We start from the raw sequence: 21,176 nt of genomic DNA on the forward strand, positions 1-21,176 counted from the left end.
TGTGCAATACCTGCTTTTTATAGCAGGTTGGTATTAAAGTCTAAGTTTTGTAAAACGAGGTAATACATGAGTAAACAAGTTCGCAAAGCCAACGTATTAAGTACACAGCAAATCACACCCCACCTACAGCGTATTGTTGTAGGCTCTGATGATTTTAACGACTTAACCTCACAGTACATTGGTAACTATGTAAAAGTACTATTTCCAAAAAATGGTGAAGTAGATTTTAACTTAAAAACAGCGTGTATGCGATCTTACACAATAAGGCATGTAGATGCACAAACAGGCGCGCTAACGCTTGATTTTGTTATAAATATGCACCAAGGTCCGGCAACTGACTGGGCTAAAACTGCAAAAGTAGGCGACGAGCTAGGCATTGCAGGCCCAGGCCCTAAAAAGCTAGATAATTATGAGCATTCGCATTATGTATTACTAGGCGATTTAACATCGGTAAATGCAATAAAAGGGTATGCGCAGCAATTACCTTTAACTTCAAAAATTGATGCTTTTGTACATGCGCCCACTGAGCAAGACATTATTGATTTAGAAACAAGCCGCGATATTAATTGGCTTGTTACCGACAACGCTGACGAAGCGCTACTTAGCGCACTTCAAAATTTGCACATTACAGCAGAGCTTCCCATTGTATTTATGGCATTGGAGGCTGGGCTTGTACGTAGGGCAAAAACACTGCTAACAGAGCAATTTAATATACCGCGCAGTAATATTGTTTCCTCAGGATATTGGAAAAAAGGCGTGGATTCAGAAGGCTATAAAAAGCAGCGCCAACGTGATGCACAGCTTGCCTGAATACCTTAGAGCAAAATAACATATACCTATTTTGCTTTAATACCTCTGCCTAACTTGAATTGACCTAATAGCAGACCCATTTAAGTGTTTTATGCTAATGATGTAATCCATTATTAGCATGCATTTTTAGGAGCTGCTATTTTGTTAAATTCCATTCCTTTTTCGTTATTAGAACTTGCCCCCATGATCAAAGGGGACAGCGTTACTAACACTCTTCATAAAAGTACTAAATACGCACAACGCGCAGATGAGCTTGGCTTTAACCGCTTTTGGCTTGCTGAGCATCATAATATGCCAGGTATAATTTGTGCGGCCACTTCAATTTTGGTTGGTCACATTGCAGGCAATACTAAAAAGATACGGGTTGGATCGGGCGGTATTATGCTGCCAAACCACTCACCTTTAGTTGTTGCTGAACAATTTGGTACGTTAGAGAGCTTATATCCAGGGCGAATAGATTTAGGGCTAGGGCGTGCACCAGGTAGCGATCCTGTAACAAGTCGTGCACTAAACAACGATATGAGCCGCGCAGAAAACTTTCCAGGTGAAGTAACTGAGCTGCAAACATTGTTAGGTCCTTACAATGGTACGCATCCTATACGTGCTATACCGGGCGAGAACACAAACGTTCCTATTTGGCTATTAGGCTCGAGTTTATTTAGCGCGCAGTTAGCGGCGCAAAAAGGGTTACCGTATGTATTTGCAGGGCATTTTGCACCGCGTTTTGTGCACGAGGCAATAGCGCTGTATAAGCGTGAATTTAAAGCATCAAGCGTACTTGATAAGCCATACGTCATGCTTGCACTGCCTTTAGTAGCAGCAGACACCGACGATGAAGCGCAATACTTGTCGACTACTTCTAAACAACGTGTGCTCGAACTCATACGTGGTAACGAGCTGTGGCTAAAACCACCTGTTGAAAGCATGGATGGGTTGTGGAGCGAACAAGAACGCGCTCATGTAGAGAACTTTTTAAGTCTAAGCGTAGTAGGCGGACATGTAAGTATTAAACACAAGTTAGAGATGATAGCGAAACAACTAGAAGTAGATGAGTTTATATTTACCAATGATGTGTTTGATAGTGAAAAACGCCACCGTGCACTCGAAATTTTAATGGAAATAAAGCATTAGCTCAAAAACTATTAATTTAGATAGTGTAGTTAAGCAAGCGTACACCTTGCCTCTGTTAATGTTGCAGGCATCAATTAAAGAACATTCATTTATACATTGAATTAATTTATGTGATGTCTGCAAAGTTTAAAATCAGTCTTTTTTTAAATAACTAGCTTATAGTAAGTGGATTTAGTAACTATATAGCGTTCTATTTTATCAATCGAACTGATTTAAATAATCAATTTTAAGATATCACTTTTATTTTTTATAATGTATGTATTAAGCCAAACATCATTAAATAAAGGTAGGTTCACCGTGAAGTCTCTAAATAGCGCAACAGCTAATTCAGTTAACAAAACAGCGCAACCAAAAGTTGCACTGATTGCTGAAGGTGGCGGGCAGCGAGGGATCTTCACAGCTGGCGTACTTGATGCGTGGTTAGAGCAAGAATATGACCCATTCGATTTATTCATTGGCACCTCTGCAGGTTCGCAAAACTTAACTAGCTACTTAGCGCGTCAAAAAGGCTATGCCAAACGCCTAATTAGAGGGCTTTCGCGTAACAAACGTTTTTTTCAGCTTGGTCGCGGATTAGTGGGTAAACACATAGTTGATTTAGATTGGTACTTTGACAAAACCACCGAGGTAAAAAGAGCCATAGATTTTAAAACAGCTAAAACGAGTTTAGGCGCGCGTGAGCTACTTATAACAGCCACTAATGCACGAGACAGAAAAGCATATTACCTATCACCTACAGGTGAGAGTGGTCAATGGCGTGATTTGTTAAAGGCTTCTAGCGCACTCCCGTTTTTATACAAACAAGGTGTAAAGTTAACACCTTGGTTAAACGCAGAAGCAGCTAACGAAATACACCTTGCTGAAGAGCAAGTACAGAGCGATTTTTATCTAGACGGCGGTTTAGCCGCTCCATTACCAGTGCGTGAAGCTTACAACCGAGGCGCTCGTAAAATTGTTGTAATAAGAACGGTTGACGCTAATTTTCAAGCGCAATCTGCGTGGGTTCAAAAGCTAAAATCGCTTGCAACTGTATCAGGTTACTGCCCAAAAACTTTAGACTATTTATTACAGCACGAGCAGGCCTATTTGGATGAACTTGAGTTTATTGCAAACCCACCAAGTGATGTGGAAATAATACAAATCTTTGCAGACGAAAAGCTGCATAGCAAATTATTAGGTAGTTCAAATAACGATTTACGTTTTGATCATAAATTAGGCTTAGATGCTGGTCGCTCATACTTAGCAATGCAAAACTTACAGGTTAACAGTAATAACTATTACAGTGCACCTACACAATACAGCTATAACTAATTAAAAATAATTTAAAAATAGCGCATAACTTTATGCGCTATTTTTTTGCCATTCTTAATCCTCGTTACGCCTCATATAAACCTTACTGCATCAAAATAAAAACTATTGCATCTTGCACGCATACGCAAAACAAAACACTGAATATTAAAAAGATATTATTGATTTTTTAACTAATCAATATAAAGTGTAAGTGTGATTTATTATTCACATTTATAGAAATAAAATTCAGCACTAAATGTGCTTACTTACAAATTATTAAACATCAATACACACTTCACTATGGGGTAAAGCCAAACTTAAACACTATTATGTTTAATGCATAATGAGCTGCCGGATTTTTTAAGTTAAGTAGCGCCACATGCAGAGTTTAAAGTCGGTGCTAACATAAAGTAAAAGTATAAAATAAAAAGGGATTAGTAATGTTCGATACCGTCGTCAAAAGTGTAAACAACCTTTTATGGGGAGAAGGTCAGGTACTTATTTATATACTTTTGTTTACAGGTATATGGTTTTCGGTACGACTAAAAGCAATTCAAATACTTAAATTTAAACATATGTTTAGCCTTTTAAAAGGCAGCAGCAAATGTAAAAAAGACGACATTTCATCATTCCAAGCATTGTGTACAGGGCTTTGCGCACGAGTAGGTACTGGTAATTTAGCCGGTGTGGCAGTGGCAATTTCACTTGGCGGCAGCGGCGCTATATTTTGGATGTGGGTAATAGCCATATTGGGTATGGCTACAGGCTTTGCCGAAAGCGTACTTGGGCAAGTATATAAAGTGCGCGATAGTGGCGGCGAATTTAGAGGCGGCCCTGCGTATTATATTCAACAAGGTCTGGGTAGCCGGGCGTTTGCAATTGTGTTTGCCGCGTGTTTGTTTTTAGGTTACGGCTTTACGTTTAGCGCAATGCAAACGAACACAATTACCGACGCGCTTAACTACGCGTTTGAAGTTCCTACATTTTATTCTGGCCTAGTTATTACCGTACTAGCAGGCTCAATTATACTCGGTGGCTTTAAGGCAATTGCCCGATTTGCAGAGCGTGTTGTGCCAATAATGGGCATTGTGTTTGTACTTGCCGCCGTTATTATTACGATTATAAATTTCACGCAAGTACCCGCCATGCTTAAAGATATATTTTTATCGGCGTTTGGTTTACAAGAAGCCGGAGCGGGTGCAATGGGCGCTGCCATTAAAAACGGTATTCAACGTGGTTTATATTCTAATGAAGCCGGTGCAGGTAGTGTTCCGCATGCTTCAGCAAGTGCCAGCCCAATTCCTAATCACCCAGTAACGCAAGGTTACATACAAATGCTAGGCGTATTTTTCGATACAATAGTACTGTGTAGCTGTACCGCTGTGATCATTTTATTAGCCGATATAGACATAAGCGGTGAAATGGAAGGCATTCGTTTAACACAAAGCGCGATGACCGCTCATTTAGCACAAGGTGGTGTTTATTTTGTCGCAGCTGCTATTACCTTATTTGCTTTTACATCGGTGGTGGCAAACTACGCCTATGCAGAGAGTAACTTGCACTTATTTAAGCTCGATAACAAAGTAGGGCGCGGCATTTACACTTTGCTTTATTTATCAATGATGTTGTGGGGCGCGTCGGCCACATTAAAAGAAGTCTGGGATTTAGCCGATATTGCCTTAGGGTTAATGACAGTGGTTAACGTTATCGCTATTATACTGTTAACGCCGACTATTTTGTCTGTTACGAGCGATTACCACGCACAAAGAGACAAAGGTTTAGAGCCCGAATTTAAAGTAAAAGATGTAAAAGTACAGGGCAAATGCGAAGACGGCGTTTGGGATTAATTCACGTACTTTAAGCACACTTAACTATAAAAAGCGGTTTTATGGCAACATAAAGCCGCTTTTCATTTTGCATAAATATTCACTTTCAGTGTTGTAAAATAACTGAAGCAACCAAAATAAAAGGCACAATTTTTTAGATGATCGAGATTCACGCAGGGAAAACAGCGGCTAAAATTATTAACGAACAGGGCTTTAAACCTGAACTTTTCACCTCTTTTTTAGGTGCAAGTGGCGGTCCTAAATGGTTTACATTATTTGGCTTAGATAAATATATTTTTGGTGAATTTTTTAAAAACCGTACCCAACCACTTAATTTAATTGGATCATCTGCTGGCGCTTTTCGCTCTGCGTGTTTTGCACAAAACGATCCTGTTGCTGCGATTGAGCGCTTAGCAAAATCGTATTCGCAAACTCGATATTCAAGTAATAAACCAACACCTAGTGAAATAACAATAAAAGCGCGCGCATTACTTGAAGATGTTTTTGGCGATAACGGCGTAACCGAAATTATAAATAACCCAACATTTAAAGCGCACTTTATAGTAGCAAAATCGAATGGCTTTATTGCCAGCGAAAATAAATTAATACAGTTAATGGGTTTATCAAAAAGTTATATGTTAAACCGCGTTAACCGAAAATTATTAGGATCACAGTATGAGCGCTTTATATTTGGCCCAGCAACAAGTGACTTATCAATTACCGACAGCTACAATTTTAAAACGCAAAACATAGCGCTTACTCAAAATAATTTGAAAGATGCGTTACTTGCATCGGGTTCAATACCACTTGTTATGCAAGGCATAAAAAATATTGCAGGCTCACCTGTTGGCATGTATCGCGATGGTGGAATTATTGATTACCACTTTGATTTAAAAATTAATAATCCAGGACTCATTTTGTATCCGCATTTCAATTCAGAGCCAAAAGCAGGGTGGTTTGATAAAAACCTAAAGCGTAAAGTATCGCCACTTAATTACGACAACGTGGTAATGCTAGCCCCATCCAAAAATTTTGTAGCAAGCTTGCCGTACGGAAAAATTCCAGACAGAAACGATTTTACCGATCTTGATGCAGACACGCGTATTAAATATTGGAATATAGTTTTTAGTGAAACAGAAAGGCTAGCTGAAGCGTTTGATAAAAAGTTAAAAATGTTATTAATTTTTAAAAATAAAATATAGTTTTATTAGTTGCTATAAGAAGTCAGTTAACATAATTAATTTTAATCGTGTTAACAGACTTCTTCTATAACATTTAACCCAAGCTTTTAAAGTCGTAAGAATAGATGTAAATGGTTATTTAGATATCTCTTCAATGTACTCCTGAAGTTTATTTTCAGCATTATCCTTACCAAATAGAATTTGGCAGACTTCATGTAAACCAGGATCTGAAAGAATATCTTCTTTTCTTACAACCAGTGAAATTTTAGAACGTCGACGTAAAAAATCACTGAGTTTAGTTATCATTTCCCGCTCAGCAGCGTGTTCAATTTCCACACGTAAGTACTCCGAATTCTTAATAAGGAGTTCGCCTTTTTCAGGTGCTTCACGAATTTTTTCTAGCATGTTAATCGCATTTCTGCCGTAACGTCTCCAAAACCGCTTACTAAGTACCTCTGTAGATGTTTTAGGTGTTAAACCATCCAAATTCATTAATTTTGCACGATGCATGAACTCATTTTTAACGGTGTCGTCAGGTTCACCGTACCATTTGTAATCTTCATAAGGTAACTTAATACCTAATCCAGTGACTAAATCAGCCACTTCATCGCCTACATTAATACAATCTGTTAGTTTTCCGCCAAAGATAGAAAGATATTTTTGATCACTATTTGTATCTATAGCGTGCTTGCGCGATAATTGCACCCAGTCAGCCTTACCATTACCGTCTTTTTTAATTGCTAATGGTCTAACTCCACAGCGCTCGGCTATAATATCACTTTTTGTAATTGGCTTTTCTAACTCTAATAATTTGTTAGCATTATCAAGCACAAAGTTTCGATCCTCATCAGTCACTTGTGAGTGCGGACTATGAACTTGTGTATCGGTTGTACCAATACACGTTTTTGGGCCCATGGGGATCACAAAAAACAACCGACCATCATCTGCAAAAAACGTCAGTACTTTGTTACTGTTAGTTACCTTATCAACAATAAGGTGAATACCTTTTGAAAATACATGGTGATGTGCTGTGGTTTGACTATTTGTATTGTTAATAGGATCAACAAATGGGCCTGCTGCGTTAATAATAACTTTAGAGCGGATAGTAAACTTCTCTTTAGACATCTCGTCTACTGCATTTGTAGTCCAAATATCATTAGAGCGAGTAGAGCCCTGCGAACTTACGTAGTTAGCGGCAATACACCCATGGCTCATACTAGAGCGAATAAAATTGAAAACAAAACGAGCATCGTTATCCAATAAAAAGCTGTCTGAATATTCAAATCCAGCCTCTACATTTTTTGTGTTAATGACTGGCTCTGATGATTTTATTTTTTTTGCATTGAGGTATCTAGGAGATTTAGTAAAAAAACGTCCCATAAACCAATAGAGAATAGTACCTAAATAAACAAAGAATGCCGGAAATCTAAAGCCTTTTTGGATACTTGTAAAAAAGCGAATTTCTTTAACAGTAGAAGGATAGCTACGCATTAAATGGTTTCTACTTTTACAAAGTTTATTAACCAAATTATATTCATGACTTTCTAAATATTTTATGCCACCCCAAGCTAAATTTGATGAGTTTGAACTAGTGAAACCGGCAAAATCACCTTTGTCTATCAAGGCAACTCTAGCGCCCTTAGCGGCTAAAGCGGCAGCAGATACAGCACCGTTAATACCCCCTCCAATAATCAAAACATCATAAATATCTTGGGGAAGTTTTTTAATATTGTTGTCTCTAAGTTGACTCATTTGTTGAATTACCTATTTTAATATCAAGCTATTTAGACCAGCTCAATTAAATTTAAAGTATTAATGTCCTAAACGGTATTTATCGTGCTATCAAAACTTATACTAGGCATGCAGGTAAGTAAGTATACGAGTAATAATAAAAATACTTTCGATATTTTTATTATTTAACTCAAGATTTGTTACCCAACATTTAAGTACTTGACACAAGTAAGCCTTCAAACGAAATCAAAAATTAATTGATCTGATTAACAAGGATGACCAAGCTACTGCAGATAACTATTGTATTTTAAGACTCTGAATAGCTATAACAGTACGAAGTTATTATTTACTTCGGTTTTCTTTTTATTAAAAATAACATTTAATAACGAACATTTGCAAACATTAAAGTACATAAATGAAAATTAGTCTAGCTATATCAAACCCACCGTAAAGCAATAAAAAACTTAGGAGTTTAATTTTTTCCGCTATAGTTTTTTGACACCCCATTAAATCAATAGTTACTACGGCGTTTTGATATCCGATAAATCAAGCAAGGCTGGGCCAGTTGGAGGTATATTGTTAGCTATCTTTATTTTTCTTGATACAACAGCTATTGCCGGCTGAAAAGCGCTTGTTATATCGATTGTATGTCTCTTTGGTTTCTTATTATTAAAGCCACAAATAGTTTTACCATCTATGGCTATAACGCCAACGTTTGTTGCTATATGTGCAGCCTGTGTCCAACGTATAAAATTTTGTTGTAATATCTATCCTATTAAAAGCATGATCATTTTATCTTCTTAAATAACTCTCTACGTTAAAAATTATTAATAGCTGACAGAATAGGGGCAGGAGGGGGAGCAATACAGGAAAATGCAGAGAGCAATTGGAGATAACAACTCTATGTCATAATTTTTCTTTGTTATCGCGCTATTTCCTCAGCGCTATAATAGATCACTAATTTAATACAATAGGTATGACTTTTCAGATGATATAGGTGAATAGTACCATCTATAGTGTTGTGAACTGGAAGACTACTTTCAAATGAGACATATTTTTCAAGCAAATCAATCTCATTATTAGCAACGTATTCAATGTTTTTCATCCATCTTCGGTGCAGATCACACCTACAACGAGAATGAATAAGATAGCATGAAGCTTATATTCGACTTTAGATTGCAGTTGTTCGTCGGATATTATTGAAAAATGTTCATCAAAAATTAATTGTATGGGACTTCTATTTATAAGAAACCTATTCGATCATGCTGTAGCTAAAATGGAAAGCTCATGATTTCCCCATGATGAGGGAAAATCTATTTAACTGTTATGTTAAGCTTTTACCGAGCGATATGCAGTTCGACATCGTGCTCATTGAGTAAAGTAAGTATACTTTCGGGTGGCTGAGCATCGGTAATAAAGTTATCTGCCTGTGAGATATTACCTAATTTTACCATCGCATACCGACCGAATTTAGAGTGATCTGCAGCAAGTAAAACTTTACGTGAATTTTCAATGATTGCCTGGGCTACGCGCACTTCACGATAGTCAAAATCAAGTAACGCACCATTTTCTTCTATGCCACTAATACCTATAATGCCAAAATCCATACGAAATTGTTTAATAAAATCCTCTGTGGTCTCACCAATAATCCCGCCATCTCTGTGCCTAACTTCTCCACCTGCGATAAGTACAGAAAAATCTTTCTTAACACCTAATATAGCCGCAACATTAAGATTATTAGTTACAACTTTCAAATTTTCATGACCAAGAAGTGCTTTCGCGATTGTTTCTGTTGTAGTGCCTATGTTTATAAATAAGGAAGAGCCATTAGGTATCATACTAACTACATGCTGTGCTATTTTTTGTTTAGCTTCTAAGTCCATGATTTTTCTAGTTTGATATGCTGTATTCTGAATGCTTGAAATGGCACTAGCGCCGCCATGATGACGTCTCAATTTATTTAAATTAGCAAGATAAGCCAGATCTCGTCTTATTGTTTGTGGTGTAACTTCATAATGACTTACTAGTACTTCAATAGAAATTGAATCTCTTTCTTTTAATAATTTTAGTATGGATTCGTGTCTTTGGTCTTGAGTCATTTTTTTCGCATTTTAAATTTAGTTAATAGTAAATTATAGGTTAAGAGCTAACAAATGAAAATCACATATAAATAATTATATATTAAAGTTGTATTTTTGTTGTATGTAGCAATTAATCCATGTAATAGTACAAAAACGAAAATAACCGAAAGTAAAAGTGAAAAAATAATGAATAACTATATCCTTTCAATTGATCAAGGTACGACAAGTTCTAGAAGTGTGCTATTTGATTTAAATGGTAATATTGCATACCTAGAACAACAAGAATTTGACCAGCACTTTCCAAAAGATGGTTATGTAGAACATAAACCAGAAGTTCTGTACAGCAAACAATGACAGCTGTAATGAAACACCTAGACCCTCAACACGATAAGGTTATTGCCATTGGTATTACTAACCAACGTGAAACGACAATAGTATGGGATAAAATTACTGGTGAGCCCGTTTATAACGCGATTGTATGGCAAGATAGACGTACGTCAGAGTTATGTAATGATTTAAGGGCCGCAGAAAAAGAAGAGTTAATTAGAAAAAAAACCGGCCTTTTAATAGACCCATATTTTTCTGCAACTAAAATAAATTGGATTTTAGAAAATTGTCCCGATGCTAGAGAAAAAGCAGAAAAAGGCGATTTAATCTTCGGTACTGTCGACACTTATTTATTGTGGAAATTGACAGGCGGAAAAGAGCACCGCACAGACGCAACGAATGCTTCGCGAACTATGCTCTTTAATATTCATACCCAAGAATGGGACGTGGAATTACTTGAACTTCTGAATGTGCCAATAGAGATGTTACCAGAAGTAATGGATTCATCAGATGATTTTGGTGTAACAGATGAACGCTATTTAGGTTACGAAGTACCTATTCTTGCAATGGCAGGAGACCAACAGGCAGCGTTATTTGGGCAAACTTGTTTTCAACCAGGAATGGCTAAAAGTACCTATGGTACAGGATGCTTTATGATGGTTAACACTGGCGATAAAGTACTTGAATCTGAAAATAGACTTCTCAGTACAGTAGCTTATAGATTAAATGGGAAACCAACTTATGCGCTAGAGGGGAGTATTTTTATTGCAGGTGCTGCAATTCAATGGCTTAGAGACGGTCTACAATTAATCCAAAAAGCTGAAGAAACAGAGTCACTTGCATGCAATACCTCACTAGATCACGGTATATATATGGTACCCGCTTTTACAGGATTAGGTGCTCCTTATTGGGATTCTAATGCGCGAGGTGCAATTTTTGGCTTAACCCGAGATACGGGTATAAAAGAGATCGTAACAGCTGGATTACAATCAGTTTGTTTTCAAACTAAAGACCTTCAAAAGTCAATGGAAGCTGATGGCGTAAGACCACAGGTACTAAGAGTTGATGGCGGTATGGTAATAAATGGCTGGCTTATGCAATTTTTGTCTGATGTTTTAGGAGCCGAAGTTGACCGTTCGACCATAAGTGAAACTACTGCTTTGGGTGTAGCTTACTTAGCAGGTTTAAAAGCGGGTGTATTCCCATCACTTGAATCATTAGCGACTAACTGGAATTGCGATAAACGATTTGTTCCTAACATGACTAAATCAAAACGTGATGAATTATATGCCGGATGGTGTAATGCGGTAAAAAAAGTACAAAGCGAATAATAAGCCGCTTAACTATAAAACCATAGCAACATATCTATTAAGGTTTATTAGTGGAGACTATTTTTATGATACCACTACATACTCCAAGCGTAAAAATAAATAAGTTGATACTTATCTTATGGTAATTTTCAGCTGTAAAAAAGTTTCAAAATATTCATGGTTTATACTTATGCAATAGATATCATTATTGAGGGTGGTTTTATGTTTATAATTAATAAGGAATATTAAAATGTCACCTTTCTTAGCTGAAATACTAGGAACTGCACTGCTTATTTTAATTGGGGGCGGGGTTGTAGCCAATGACATACTAAAGAAAACACTAGGCCATGGCGGCGGTTGGATGACGATTACCACTGCTTGGGGACTTGGTGTTTTTATCGGCGTGGTTGTTGCCGGTCCCTATAGTGGAGCACACCTTAACCCTGCAGTAACAATAGGCTTAGCCGTAGCTGGATCATTTCCATGGTCCGAAGTTCCAAGTTATATTTTAGCGGAATTTATTGGCGCGATGGTTGGCGCTTCGTTAGTTTATGCAGTTTATAAAGATCATTTCGATGCCACTGACGATCCCACCTTAAAACGAGCTGTTTTCTGTACATCTCCAGCTATACCAAATACGTTTAGAAATATACTTAGTGAAATAATAGGGACCTTCGTTTTATTAATTTGTGTTTTTTACTTCTCTTCAGCTGAAATTGACGATGGCTCTGGCGTAAAAATAGGCTTAGGTTCAATAGGCGCTATACCTGTTGCTTTTGTTGTTTGGGGTATTGGACTTTCTCTGGGTGGGACTACTGGATATGCAATAAATCCAGCTCGAGATTTAGGCCCGCGAATTGTACATTCTTTATTACCAATAAAAGGTAAAATTGATAGTAACTGGGGTTACTCATGGATCCCGGTAGTTGGTCCAATAATAGGGAGTGTTTTAGCAGCTTTATTATATATATTAGTTAAATAATTGAAATATAGTTATTTAATTTTACTAAAAAATGATTATACACAGACTACTTTTCTGAACACACAAAAGAAAAATATAATTTATATAAGCAATATAGTTAAATAAAAAAGGGCGTGTAGCCCTTTTTTATTTAAAGCTAAGGCTATTACCAATACAAAAATATAAATAAAAAAGTATAAAAAATTTATATATCGCGACGGCGGAATTATCGATTACCACTTTGACTTAAAAATTAATAACCCAGGACTTATTTTATATCCGCATTTTAATAGTGAGCCAAAAGCAGGGTGGTTCGATAAAAATTTAAAACGTAAAGTATCACCACTTAATTACGATAATGTGGTAATGATCACTCCATCAAAAGAATTTATAGTAAGCTTACCTTACGGAAAAATCCCAGACAGAAACGACTTTACCGATCTTGATGCAGATACACGCATTAAATATTGGAATACCGTTTTTAGTGAGACTGAAAAGTTGGCTGAGGCGTTTGATGAAAAATTAAATAATGAAAGTTTCGATTCAAAGCCATATTAGTAATTTAATAGCTGACTATTGTAAAGTTAATATAATAGTTAGAGGCATAATAAATCTATAAATAGATATATTTATAGATAAAAAGGTAATCATATAATAAAGTTACGGTAATATTAAAAGTGAAAACAATTCATGGACTTGAAACATAAAAAATTATTTTATATATGAATCAAAAATAGGGAATAAGATGGAATCAACACATAAGATTACTAGTATAGAAAAATTTAATAAAATTAGATTAGAGTTTATATTTAAGAATAGTAAAAATAAAATTTTTAACTTTAGAAAAAAAAATCATCTAGTACAAGGTGAACCTTTTGAGTACGGCTTCAAAATAACAAACATAGGAGATGAGTTGTTCTCTGGAGCTCTTCTAAGCAAATTTAAAATTACTCTTTGTTCAATGAACATGGTTGTAAGCTCAAATAAAAAGCCCAATATTAAACAGCTAAATCCTAATGAAAGTACAGAGATCTATTTTGACGTAGTTACAATGGCTATCTCTGGTCCAATATGGATAGAAGCTGAGTTTGAAGCAAAGGATAAAGAAGTAACCATTTATACATATCAATATGATGTAAATCATAAAAATGATGAGAAATATGACGTTCCTAATAAGTGGGCAATGAATGATTTTGTCCAAGGAAGACTTGAATTATTACAAACAAATACTAATATACAGATTTTAATTTTAACAATAATCACTGTTCTTGAAGCTATTTTTGGGCTTGAGAATATTATAAAAAAAACATTTAGTATTCTAGGTTGTATTTTTAAAGGCATATCAGATTTTTTCTTATATCTATCATGATGTAGGGCTTCACCTACAAAGGCTTAACTTTCTGTCCTTTCAGATATTTCACCAATAATAAGAAGTAATTGATCCTGTAAATCAAGTAAATATAAATCTTGGGTTTTATGGTTTTTACTTAAGAGTTTTGTACATAGATTGGATTTTCTAGCAGACCATTTCTAGCGTTGTACTAACTGAACATGAACATCAGAGGGTTTTACCTTTCCCCAAAGGTAGACATTGTTTGTGCAATAGCTATTGCCCATAAATTACGTTATGTTAAATTGAATGGATTTTAATAAAGCGAGCGTGATTATACAAACCAGCTCGCTTTTAGGAGAGTAATTTGGTGGTTAATTAAGCTCTGAATCAACCCAAAACTTAGTTCCTTTTAATACAGCTTGTAGTGCAAGGCCATTTTCGGTTACAGAATATACAGTAACTTGATCTGCAATCGCTTCGGCAACCAGTGCACCGCCTTTATCTTCATATTTTGCTGCTGCATCAGCGTTTCCGCCAAATGCCCAACCATGTTCAATAAATCTGTTTAATGCAGCTTGGTTATGAAAAACCATTACAACGTTAAAATCTTTAACGCCTAAGCCAAGTCCTAAACCGGCTTCGCCCATATTCATGTAAGTCGATTTACCTGTGAGATTATTTCTAACAACACCGTAACCACCGCCAAAGCTAGCAAGCACTACATTTACATTCGCATTATCGAATACAGCATAACCAGCAGAGTTAGCAATTTGTTTTTTAACATCAGGTTTTTCAGCGTATAATTTATCCAATGTGTTTGCTTTCATACTTTGTACAAGTGAACGTTTTTCGCTTGGTGATGCACTACCTGTAGTAGCACACCCAGTTAACGCAACTGTTAAAGCAAGTACGCTTAGTATAATTAGTTTTTTCATAATGTTTTCCTTAATAAGATATAGCAACCAACAACCATAGAATAATCACGGTATTAAAATAATTAGAACTTTACTATGTCCAATACTAGACAGTATCGGACTTTAACGTTATTCTGTAAGTCTATTATTTAATTGAATATTTATACATTATGCTTGTTGCTTTGGTTGATACGTTAAAACAATTAAGATATCAAATTGCCCATCTAGATGACGGTACTCTCAATTCAGAATACCCAGAACTTGCATCCTTTATACAGGAAATTGGCTTGACTGTAACTGAATCAAAAGCTGATCTGACATTCTTGTATCAATTTTTATATGTTTATGGCCGAAAGTCAGAAGCCACTTATAGTCGTTTTCGAAATGAGCTTGAACGCTTTTATTTATGGTCATGGTTAATCGCAGAAAAATCAGTATTCGATTTAAAACGTGAAGATATTGAAGCTTACGTTGATTTTATGGTCGAACCCGATAAAGCATGGGCTGCAACTTCAGTGCAATGGCGTTATAAAGATGAACGAGGAATTCGTCGTTTAAACCAAAACTGGCGCCCTTTTATGCTTAAAGAATCCATTGCTAGTCAGCAAACTTTATCGTCTATGTTTACTGCTCTAAATGTATTTTATAAGTTTGCCTTATTAGAAGAAAAAACATTTGCTAACTTTGTCCCTGTTGTTAAAAAAAATAGTCCGTACTTAGTTGTTCAATCACAAATTCAAATTCCAGACACATTAAGCGATATTCAATGGGAATACGTTTTTGGTGTAACGCGTGATTTATGCGAACATAACCCTGATTTAGAGCGAAACTTATTTACGCTTGCCTGCTTAAAAGGTCTTTATTTACGAATTTCAGAATTATCTGAGCGCCCACAATGGTCGCCGGTGATGTCTCATTTTTGGCAAGATAATGATGGTTTTTGGTTTTTACGGATAATGGGAAAAGGTAATAAATTACGAGATGTAACCTTAAGCGATGATTTTGTTGAATATTTAAAACGTTATAGACTATACAGAGGTTTACCTGCCCTTCCCCGTGTTGATGAATCAGATCCTTTAGTTCATAAAATTCGCGGGCAAGGTGGTATGACCGTAAGGCAAATTAGGCGTTTAGTTCAACAAAGTTTTGATTATGCACAGCAATCATTACTTGATGATGGTTTTAAAGATGATGCTGAACAACTTGGCGCTGCAACTGCACATTGGCTTCGTCATACTGGTGCCACACATGATGCGCAAACCAGACCGCTTAAACATTTATCGGAAGATTTAGGCCATTCTAAAATTGCGACTACCGATCAAATTTATATTCAAACAAATATTAAAGAGCGAGCAAAGTCAGGACTTAAAAGGAAAATTTAATGGAGTATTTAGTAATAGCATTTATAGGCGGATTATTTTTAATTTATTCTTTAACACTTCGCCAGTTAGAAAAAACAGAAGTAACAGGCCCAATGTTTTTTGTTGTTGGCGGAATATGTTTAGCTTTAATGCTACCCAACGAAGGGGATAAAATAAAAGAAGGTGTTGATCTTTTATTACCATTTATAGAGCTTACGCTAAGTATATTTTTATTTTCTGATGCAGCTAAATCAAAGCTAAGTGTATTAAGGCATAGTTTTCAGTATCCTAGTTTACTATTGTTTGTTGCCCTACCCTTAACTTTGTTACTTGGTATTGCTGTTGCTTTATTTTTCTTTGCTGAGCTTTCACTTATTCAAGCGGCGTTGCTCGCTATTATTTTAACACCTACCGATGCAGCATTAAGTAAAGGGTTACTAGCAAGTACACAAGTGCCTGAAAAAATACGCGAAGGAATAAATACTGAAAGTGGTTTGAACGATGGATTATGCGTACCCATTTTTTTAATATTTATATTACTTGCTAAAAATCCTGATTCAGCAATTACTGCAACACAAACATTAAGTGTGTTTGGACGAGAGCTTGGCTTGGCTTTATTAATAGCTATTACAAGTATTGCTGTTTTCATACCGAGTTTAAACTTTGCAATGAAACGTCATTACTTTGCACAAAATACCAGTCCATTTTTATTACTCGGTTTTGCAATGGCTGTATTTTCTGTCACTCAGTATTTTCATGGCAGTGGTTTTATTGCGGTGTTTATTGCAGGCTTATTATTTGATAAATTTTCGACTGAAGAAGTTAGAACAGAATTAATTGAAGACTCAGAGCATATCGCAGATTTCACATCGTTAATGATTTGGTGCTTGTTCGGGTTTGTTTGTGCTTACTTAGTTATTCCTAAATTAAATACTGAAATTATAATTTACGCTTTGTTAAGTACAACATTGATTAGAATAATTCCAGTTATGCTGTCTCTGCAGTTTACGGCATTGAGTATTAAAGAGCGTTTTACATTTGCGTGGTTTGGGCCAAGAGGATTAGCATCAATTGTTTTTACATTGATGGTGATAGATACGCAAATAGAAAACAAATATCAAATAGCGACAATAGCAATGACGACTATTCTGTTTAGTGTATTTATACATGGTATTAGCACTAAACCTATTGCTGATAGTTTTGTTAAAAAATAATTATTTAAACTAGGTAAATTAAGAATACGTATTAAAAAAGGCGTAACGGTTATTTTCATCACTGATGAAGTTAATCGTTGCGCCTTTTTTTATTTAATAAATAATTTACTAATTTGTATTTAGATAAAAATATTTAAGTACTCTTATTTAAGTACTCTTATTTAAGTACTCTTATTTAAGTGAGCTTATTTTATAAAGTTATTTAAGAACCTGTGCTAGTAATTCAATTGGGTGTTTTGGTTTAAACTTTTCAAAACGTTTAACTTGGCTACGACAAGAAAATCCCGTAGATAAAAGTTGCTCAGGTTTATTTTTATCTACAATTGGTTTCCAGCTCATTTCGTAAAGCGCACGTGAGTTATCTTGATTTTGTGCTTCGTGGCCATAAGTTCCCGCCATTCCACAACAACCTGTATTTGTTGTTTTTAATGTTAAACCAATATCATTGAAAATTGTTTGCCATACATTTGCTGCTTTTGGCAGCGCAGTTGTTTCAGTACAATGACTCAGTAATGTAAATTCGGTATCTGTATTTTGCTTTGCGCTTAGTGATTTAAACGATTGTGTTTCTAGCCATTCATGGGCAAGCTGCACATTAAATTCGCCACGGTTATTTTCTAAAATTGTATTATATTCATCGCGGTAACACATAACGAGTGACGCATCTAAACCGACTAACGGTGCATTAATATCATTTAATTTATTTAAAAACTCGGCTGCATTTTTAGCTGTAACTTTAAATTCATGCAAAAAACCTTTTACGTGTTGCGGTTTACCATTTGGTTTAAAAGGTAATAGCATTGGTTTTTTGCCAAGTTGGGTTATTAAAGTAATAAAACTTTCTACTAATTCCGCTTCGTAAAAGCTCGTAAATGGGTCTTGTACTATTAATACATAGTCACTTTGTCGCTCTGAATTTAATTTATTTAATAAATCAAAATCAAATTTTTGTGTTTTAGTAACACGCTTTGAAAGTGCAGGAATACTTAACTGTGGTGTATCAACATAGCCAACCGTTTTTTTAATAACATTACTAACTAATGATGTTTTAACAATTGGGTTTATAACTTTAGCGAACTTTGCCATTAATGGCGCGCTATTTTCTATGTTACCAACAAGGTAATCTTTTAGCGGGCGTGCATAATAACTATGATAATAATTTAAAAAGCGCGAACGAAAAGTGGGTACATCTACTTTAATTGGGCATGCTGTTGTACATGCCTTACATGCTAAACATTCATCCATTGACGCTTTTACTTCGTGAGAAAAGTCGTATATACCTTTTCGTTTTTCGCGGCTATGAACAAAACGTTCCCACCAGGTAATGACTTCACCTTTGTTAAGTTGCTTTTCTACTTCGAGCAAATCTACATTTTTTGACTCTTGTAGACGAAGCCATTCGCGCATTAAACTTGCGCGTCCTTTTGGTGAATTACGGCGATCGCCAGTTACTTTATACGATGGACACATAGGTGAATTTTCATCGTAATTAAAGCATATGCCATTACCATTACAGGTCATTGCATTGTTAAAACTGGTTTTAACTTCTATTGATATTTGCTTATCAAAGTGCGATCTCTTTTGTCCATCTACACTAACTAGTGAGTCTTCACTATCGATAGGAGTGCATATTTTACCGGGGTTAATACGGTTGTTAGGATCGAAAGCTGTTTTTATTTTTCGAAGTTGCGTATATAAATGCTCACCAAAAAACTCAGGGCTATATTCACTACGGTAACCTTTACCGTGCTCGCCCCACATTAAACCGCCGTACTTAGCGGTTAGTTTTACGACCTGATCTGAAATAGTTCTAAGTAGTTTTTCTTGTTCTGGGTCACACATATCAAGTGCTGGGCGTACGTGTAAAACGCCCGCATCAACATGGCCAAACATACCATACTGTAAATTATGACTGTCGAGTAATGCTCTAAATTCGACAATATAATCTGCTAAATTTTCAGGCGGTACAGCGGTGTCTTCTGCAAAGGCGAGAGGTTTTTGGCTGCCTTTTACATTACCTAATAAACCCACTGACTTTTTACGCATTGCGTAAATTTTTAGTATATCGCTTTTATCACTGGTTAACTGATAACCAATAACGCCATTAGTTTGATTTTTTACGCATTCATCTAGAAGCTTACAAAGCGTGTCTACTTTGTCTTTTATATCATCGTTTGATACTGCATTAAACTCGACCATGTTAAGGCCTTGCATATCTTTATTTGGTACGTCGGTTATTAAGTCCGATACTAAATTCCAAATGATATCTTCACGCGCTAAGTTTAAAACTTTGCTATCAACGGTTTCTACCGATGTTGCACGTGCATCGACTAAAAATGGTGAATGACGAAGTGCTGAGTCAAAACTATCATACTTAATATTAATAAGCGTTTTGAATTCGGCAATAGGCGTTAGGTTTAATTTAGCTTCAGTTACTATACCTAATGAGCCTTCTGAACCCGTTATTAGTCGGCTCATGTCAAAAGTAAGTAAGTCATCACTTAGTACATGCTCTAGGTCGTAGCCGGTTAAAAAACGATTTAACCGTGGAAACTTAGCTAAAATAGCAGCGCGTTCATTAACTGAAATATCTAAAACTGTTTTATATAAACTACCAATTAATGAGTCTTGATTAGCTATAATTTGTGCTTTGTCGATGTCTATTGGGGAGGTACACATAGGTGTGCCATCAACTAAATAAGTTGTTAGCCCTAAAACATGATCGCTCGTTTTACCGTAAACTAACGAGCCTTGCCCCGATGCGTCAGTACTTATCATGCCACCAATAGTTGCCCTGTTACTGGTAGATAAATCGGGTGAGAAGAAAAAGCCATAAGGTTTTAAAAAGTCATTAAGTTGATCTTTTATTACGCCGGTTTGAACGCGTACCCAGCCTTCTTCTACATTTATTTCGAGGATTTCGCGCATATAGCGAGACAAATCTACAACAATACCAGGTGTTAACGATTGTCCGTTAGTGCCTGTTCCACCGCCACGAGGACCAAAAGTTAATGATAAAAACGGGTCGCGAGATGCTGTTTGCAGTGCGAGCTGAATATCTTTTTCATTTTTTGGAAAAATAACACCTTGCGGTATTTGCTGATACACACTGTTATCGGTTGAAGCGGTAATACGCGTTGCATAACTTGCGTCGGTGTCTCCGATAAAACCTTGGTTTGCAATGGTATTTAGGTAGTTTGCGACAAGTTCTGTCGCGGCATCTTGTTGTGTAATTGTTGCTATCATGACGGCGATATTTTAGGGCATTTGACTAATTATATCATGGTGATGGCGAATAGAAATTGAAGATTTTACAGTTTGTAACACTCTTTTAGTCGATTTTAATGCAGCTTAAATTATACTCAAGTTAACAAGTAATAAGGTGTATTATATGAAAAAATTACTATTACAGATCAGTGGCGTGTTATTTATTTTGCTAGGATTATTTTTTGCGATTGTAGCTAGGGCGTGTTGACCTTTGGTTGTTGAATTTGCAGCAGTTTAGGCAAGGCAGAGCCTATGTAGTGTGGTTACTCCCCATAAATAGGCGATAACGCAGCATAAATACCAAACATGCGCTGCCCAATGGGTTCTTTCTAAGGACGAGTAACTCTTTGTTGCCTACATGGATGTCATAGGTAAGATCTTAAGAAATTGAGTTGAAGCTCAATTCATGATCAAATGGTTGTTACCACACAAACCACAG

Annotated in this window: 13 protein-coding genes and 2 pseudogenes; 11 read left to right on the forward strand and 4 right to left on the reverse strand. The window is 36.1% G+C overall.

The annotated features are described in order from the left end of the window. The first annotated feature begins 66 nt into the window (after positions 1 to 66). From AAEY62_RS01005 to AAEY62_RS01025, 5 genes are all read left to right on the forward strand, one after another. Entirely contained in the window at positions 67 to 810 is a 744-nt protein-coding gene (locus tag AAEY62_RS01005) for a siderophore-interacting protein (RefSeq protein ID WP_024591030.1), read from the forward strand. A 141-nt stretch (positions 811 to 951) separates the two neighbouring features. Next, a complete protein-coding gene (locus tag AAEY62_RS01010; RefSeq protein ID WP_024591029.1) occupies positions 952 to 1,941 on the forward strand; it encodes an LLM class flavin-dependent oxidoreductase in 990 nt (329 codons plus the stop codon). 297 nt (positions 1,942 to 2,238) lie between these two features. Continuing rightward, on the forward strand, positions 2,239 to 3,252 hold the full coding sequence (locus AAEY62_RS01015; RefSeq protein WP_024591028.1) for a patatin-like phospholipase family protein: 1,014 nt from the start codon (positions 2,239 to 2,241) through the stop codon (positions 3,250 to 3,252). A gap of 419 nt (positions 3,253 to 3,671) precedes the next feature. Continuing rightward, positions 3,672 to 5,078 (forward strand): alanine/glycine:cation symporter family protein, encoded by a 1,407-nt coding sequence (locus AAEY62_RS01020; RefSeq protein WP_101162776.1) that lies wholly within the window; start codon positions 3,672 to 3,674, stop codon positions 5,076 to 5,078. Between the two features lie 137 nt (positions 5,079 to 5,215). Further along, the gene (locus AAEY62_RS01025; RefSeq protein WP_024591026.1) at positions 5,216 to 6,259 is read left to right on the forward strand and encodes a patatin-like phospholipase family protein; all 1,044 of its coding nucleotides are present in this window, start codon (positions 5,216 to 5,218) and stop codon (positions 6,257 to 6,259) included. Between the two features lie 114 nt (positions 6,260 to 6,373). Here AAEY62_RS01025 and AAEY62_RS01030 read toward each other — a convergent pair whose 3' ends face one another. Beyond that, on the reverse strand, positions 6,374 to 7,990 hold the full coding sequence (locus AAEY62_RS01030) for a glycerol-3-phosphate dehydrogenase/oxidase (protein ID WP_024605636.1): 1,617 nt from the start codon (positions 7,988 to 7,990) through the stop codon (positions 6,374 to 6,376). Positions 7,991 to 9,306: 1,316 nt separating this feature from the next. Continuing rightward, positions 9,307 to 10,068: a DeoR/GlpR family transcriptional regulator gene (locus AAEY62_RS01035; protein WP_024591024.1), complete on the reverse strand. Its 762-nt coding sequence runs from the start codon at positions 10,066 to 10,068 to the stop codon at positions 9,307 to 9,309. A 168-nt stretch (positions 10,069 to 10,236) separates the two neighbouring features. On the opposite strand from AAEY62_RS01035, the pseudogene glpK reads away from it, so the two are divergent. The 4 genes and pseudogenes from glpK to AAEY62_RS01055 all read left to right on the forward strand — a co-directional run bounded on the left by glpK (position 10,237) and on the right by AAEY62_RS01055 (position 14,017). Continuing rightward, a pseudogene (gene glpK, locus AAEY62_RS01040) lies at positions 10,237 to 11,708 on the forward strand (glycerol kinase GlpK). 229 nt (positions 11,709 to 11,937) lie between these two features. Further along, complete coding sequence (locus AAEY62_RS01045) at positions 11,938 to 12,669, forward strand: MIP/aquaporin family protein (protein WP_024591022.1); 732 nt, start codon at positions 11,938 to 11,940, stop codon at positions 12,667 to 12,669. Between the two features lie 186 nt (positions 12,670 to 12,855). Beyond that, positions 12,856 to 13,206 (forward strand): annotated as a pseudogene (locus AAEY62_RS01050) (patatin-like phospholipase family protein); the annotation flags it as partial. Between the two features lie 187 nt (positions 13,207 to 13,393). Then, entirely contained in the window at positions 13,394 to 14,017 is a 624-nt protein-coding gene (locus tag AAEY62_RS01055) for a COG1361 family protein (protein ID WP_024591020.1), read from the forward strand. Between the two features lie 335 nt (positions 14,018 to 14,352). Here the strand turns inward: AAEY62_RS01055 and AAEY62_RS01060 are convergent, their stop codons facing one another. Next, entirely contained in the window at positions 14,353 to 14,916 is a 564-nt protein-coding gene (locus AAEY62_RS01060) for a lipid-binding SYLF domain-containing protein (RefSeq protein ID WP_007583197.1), read from the reverse strand. Positions 14,917 to 15,065: 149 nt separating this feature from the next. Here AAEY62_RS01060 and AAEY62_RS01065 point away from each other — a divergent pair, with 149 nt between their 5' ends. Beyond that, a complete protein-coding gene (locus AAEY62_RS01065) occupies positions 15,066 to 16,277 on the forward strand; it encodes a tyrosine-type recombinase/integrase (protein ID WP_024590795.1) in 1,212 nt (403 codons plus the stop codon). After that, positions 16,277 to 17,470, forward strand: coding sequence for a cation:proton antiporter (locus tag AAEY62_RS01070; RefSeq protein ID WP_024590794.1), 1,194 nt, complete (start codon positions 16,277 to 16,279; stop codon positions 17,468 to 17,470). The genes AAEY62_RS01065 and AAEY62_RS01070 overlap by 1 nt, the downstream gene beginning before the upstream one ends. Positions 17,471 to 17,668: 198 nt before the next feature. On the opposite strand, the gene ydiJ is transcribed toward AAEY62_RS01070, so the two are convergent. Further along, positions 17,669 to 20,716 (reverse strand): D-2-hydroxyglutarate dehydrogenase YdiJ, encoded by a 3,048-nt coding sequence (ydiJ, locus tag AAEY62_RS01075; RefSeq protein WP_350634441.1) that lies wholly within the window; start codon positions 20,714 to 20,716, stop codon positions 17,669 to 17,671. Between the last annotated feature and the right edge of the window lie 460 nt (positions 20,717 to 21,176).

Source organism: Pseudoalteromonas sp. GW168-MNA-CIBAN-0100 (assembly GCF_040309225.1).
Lineage (GTDB): Bacteria > Pseudomonadota > Gammaproteobacteria > Enterobacterales > Alteromonadaceae > Pseudoalteromonas > Pseudoalteromonas arctica.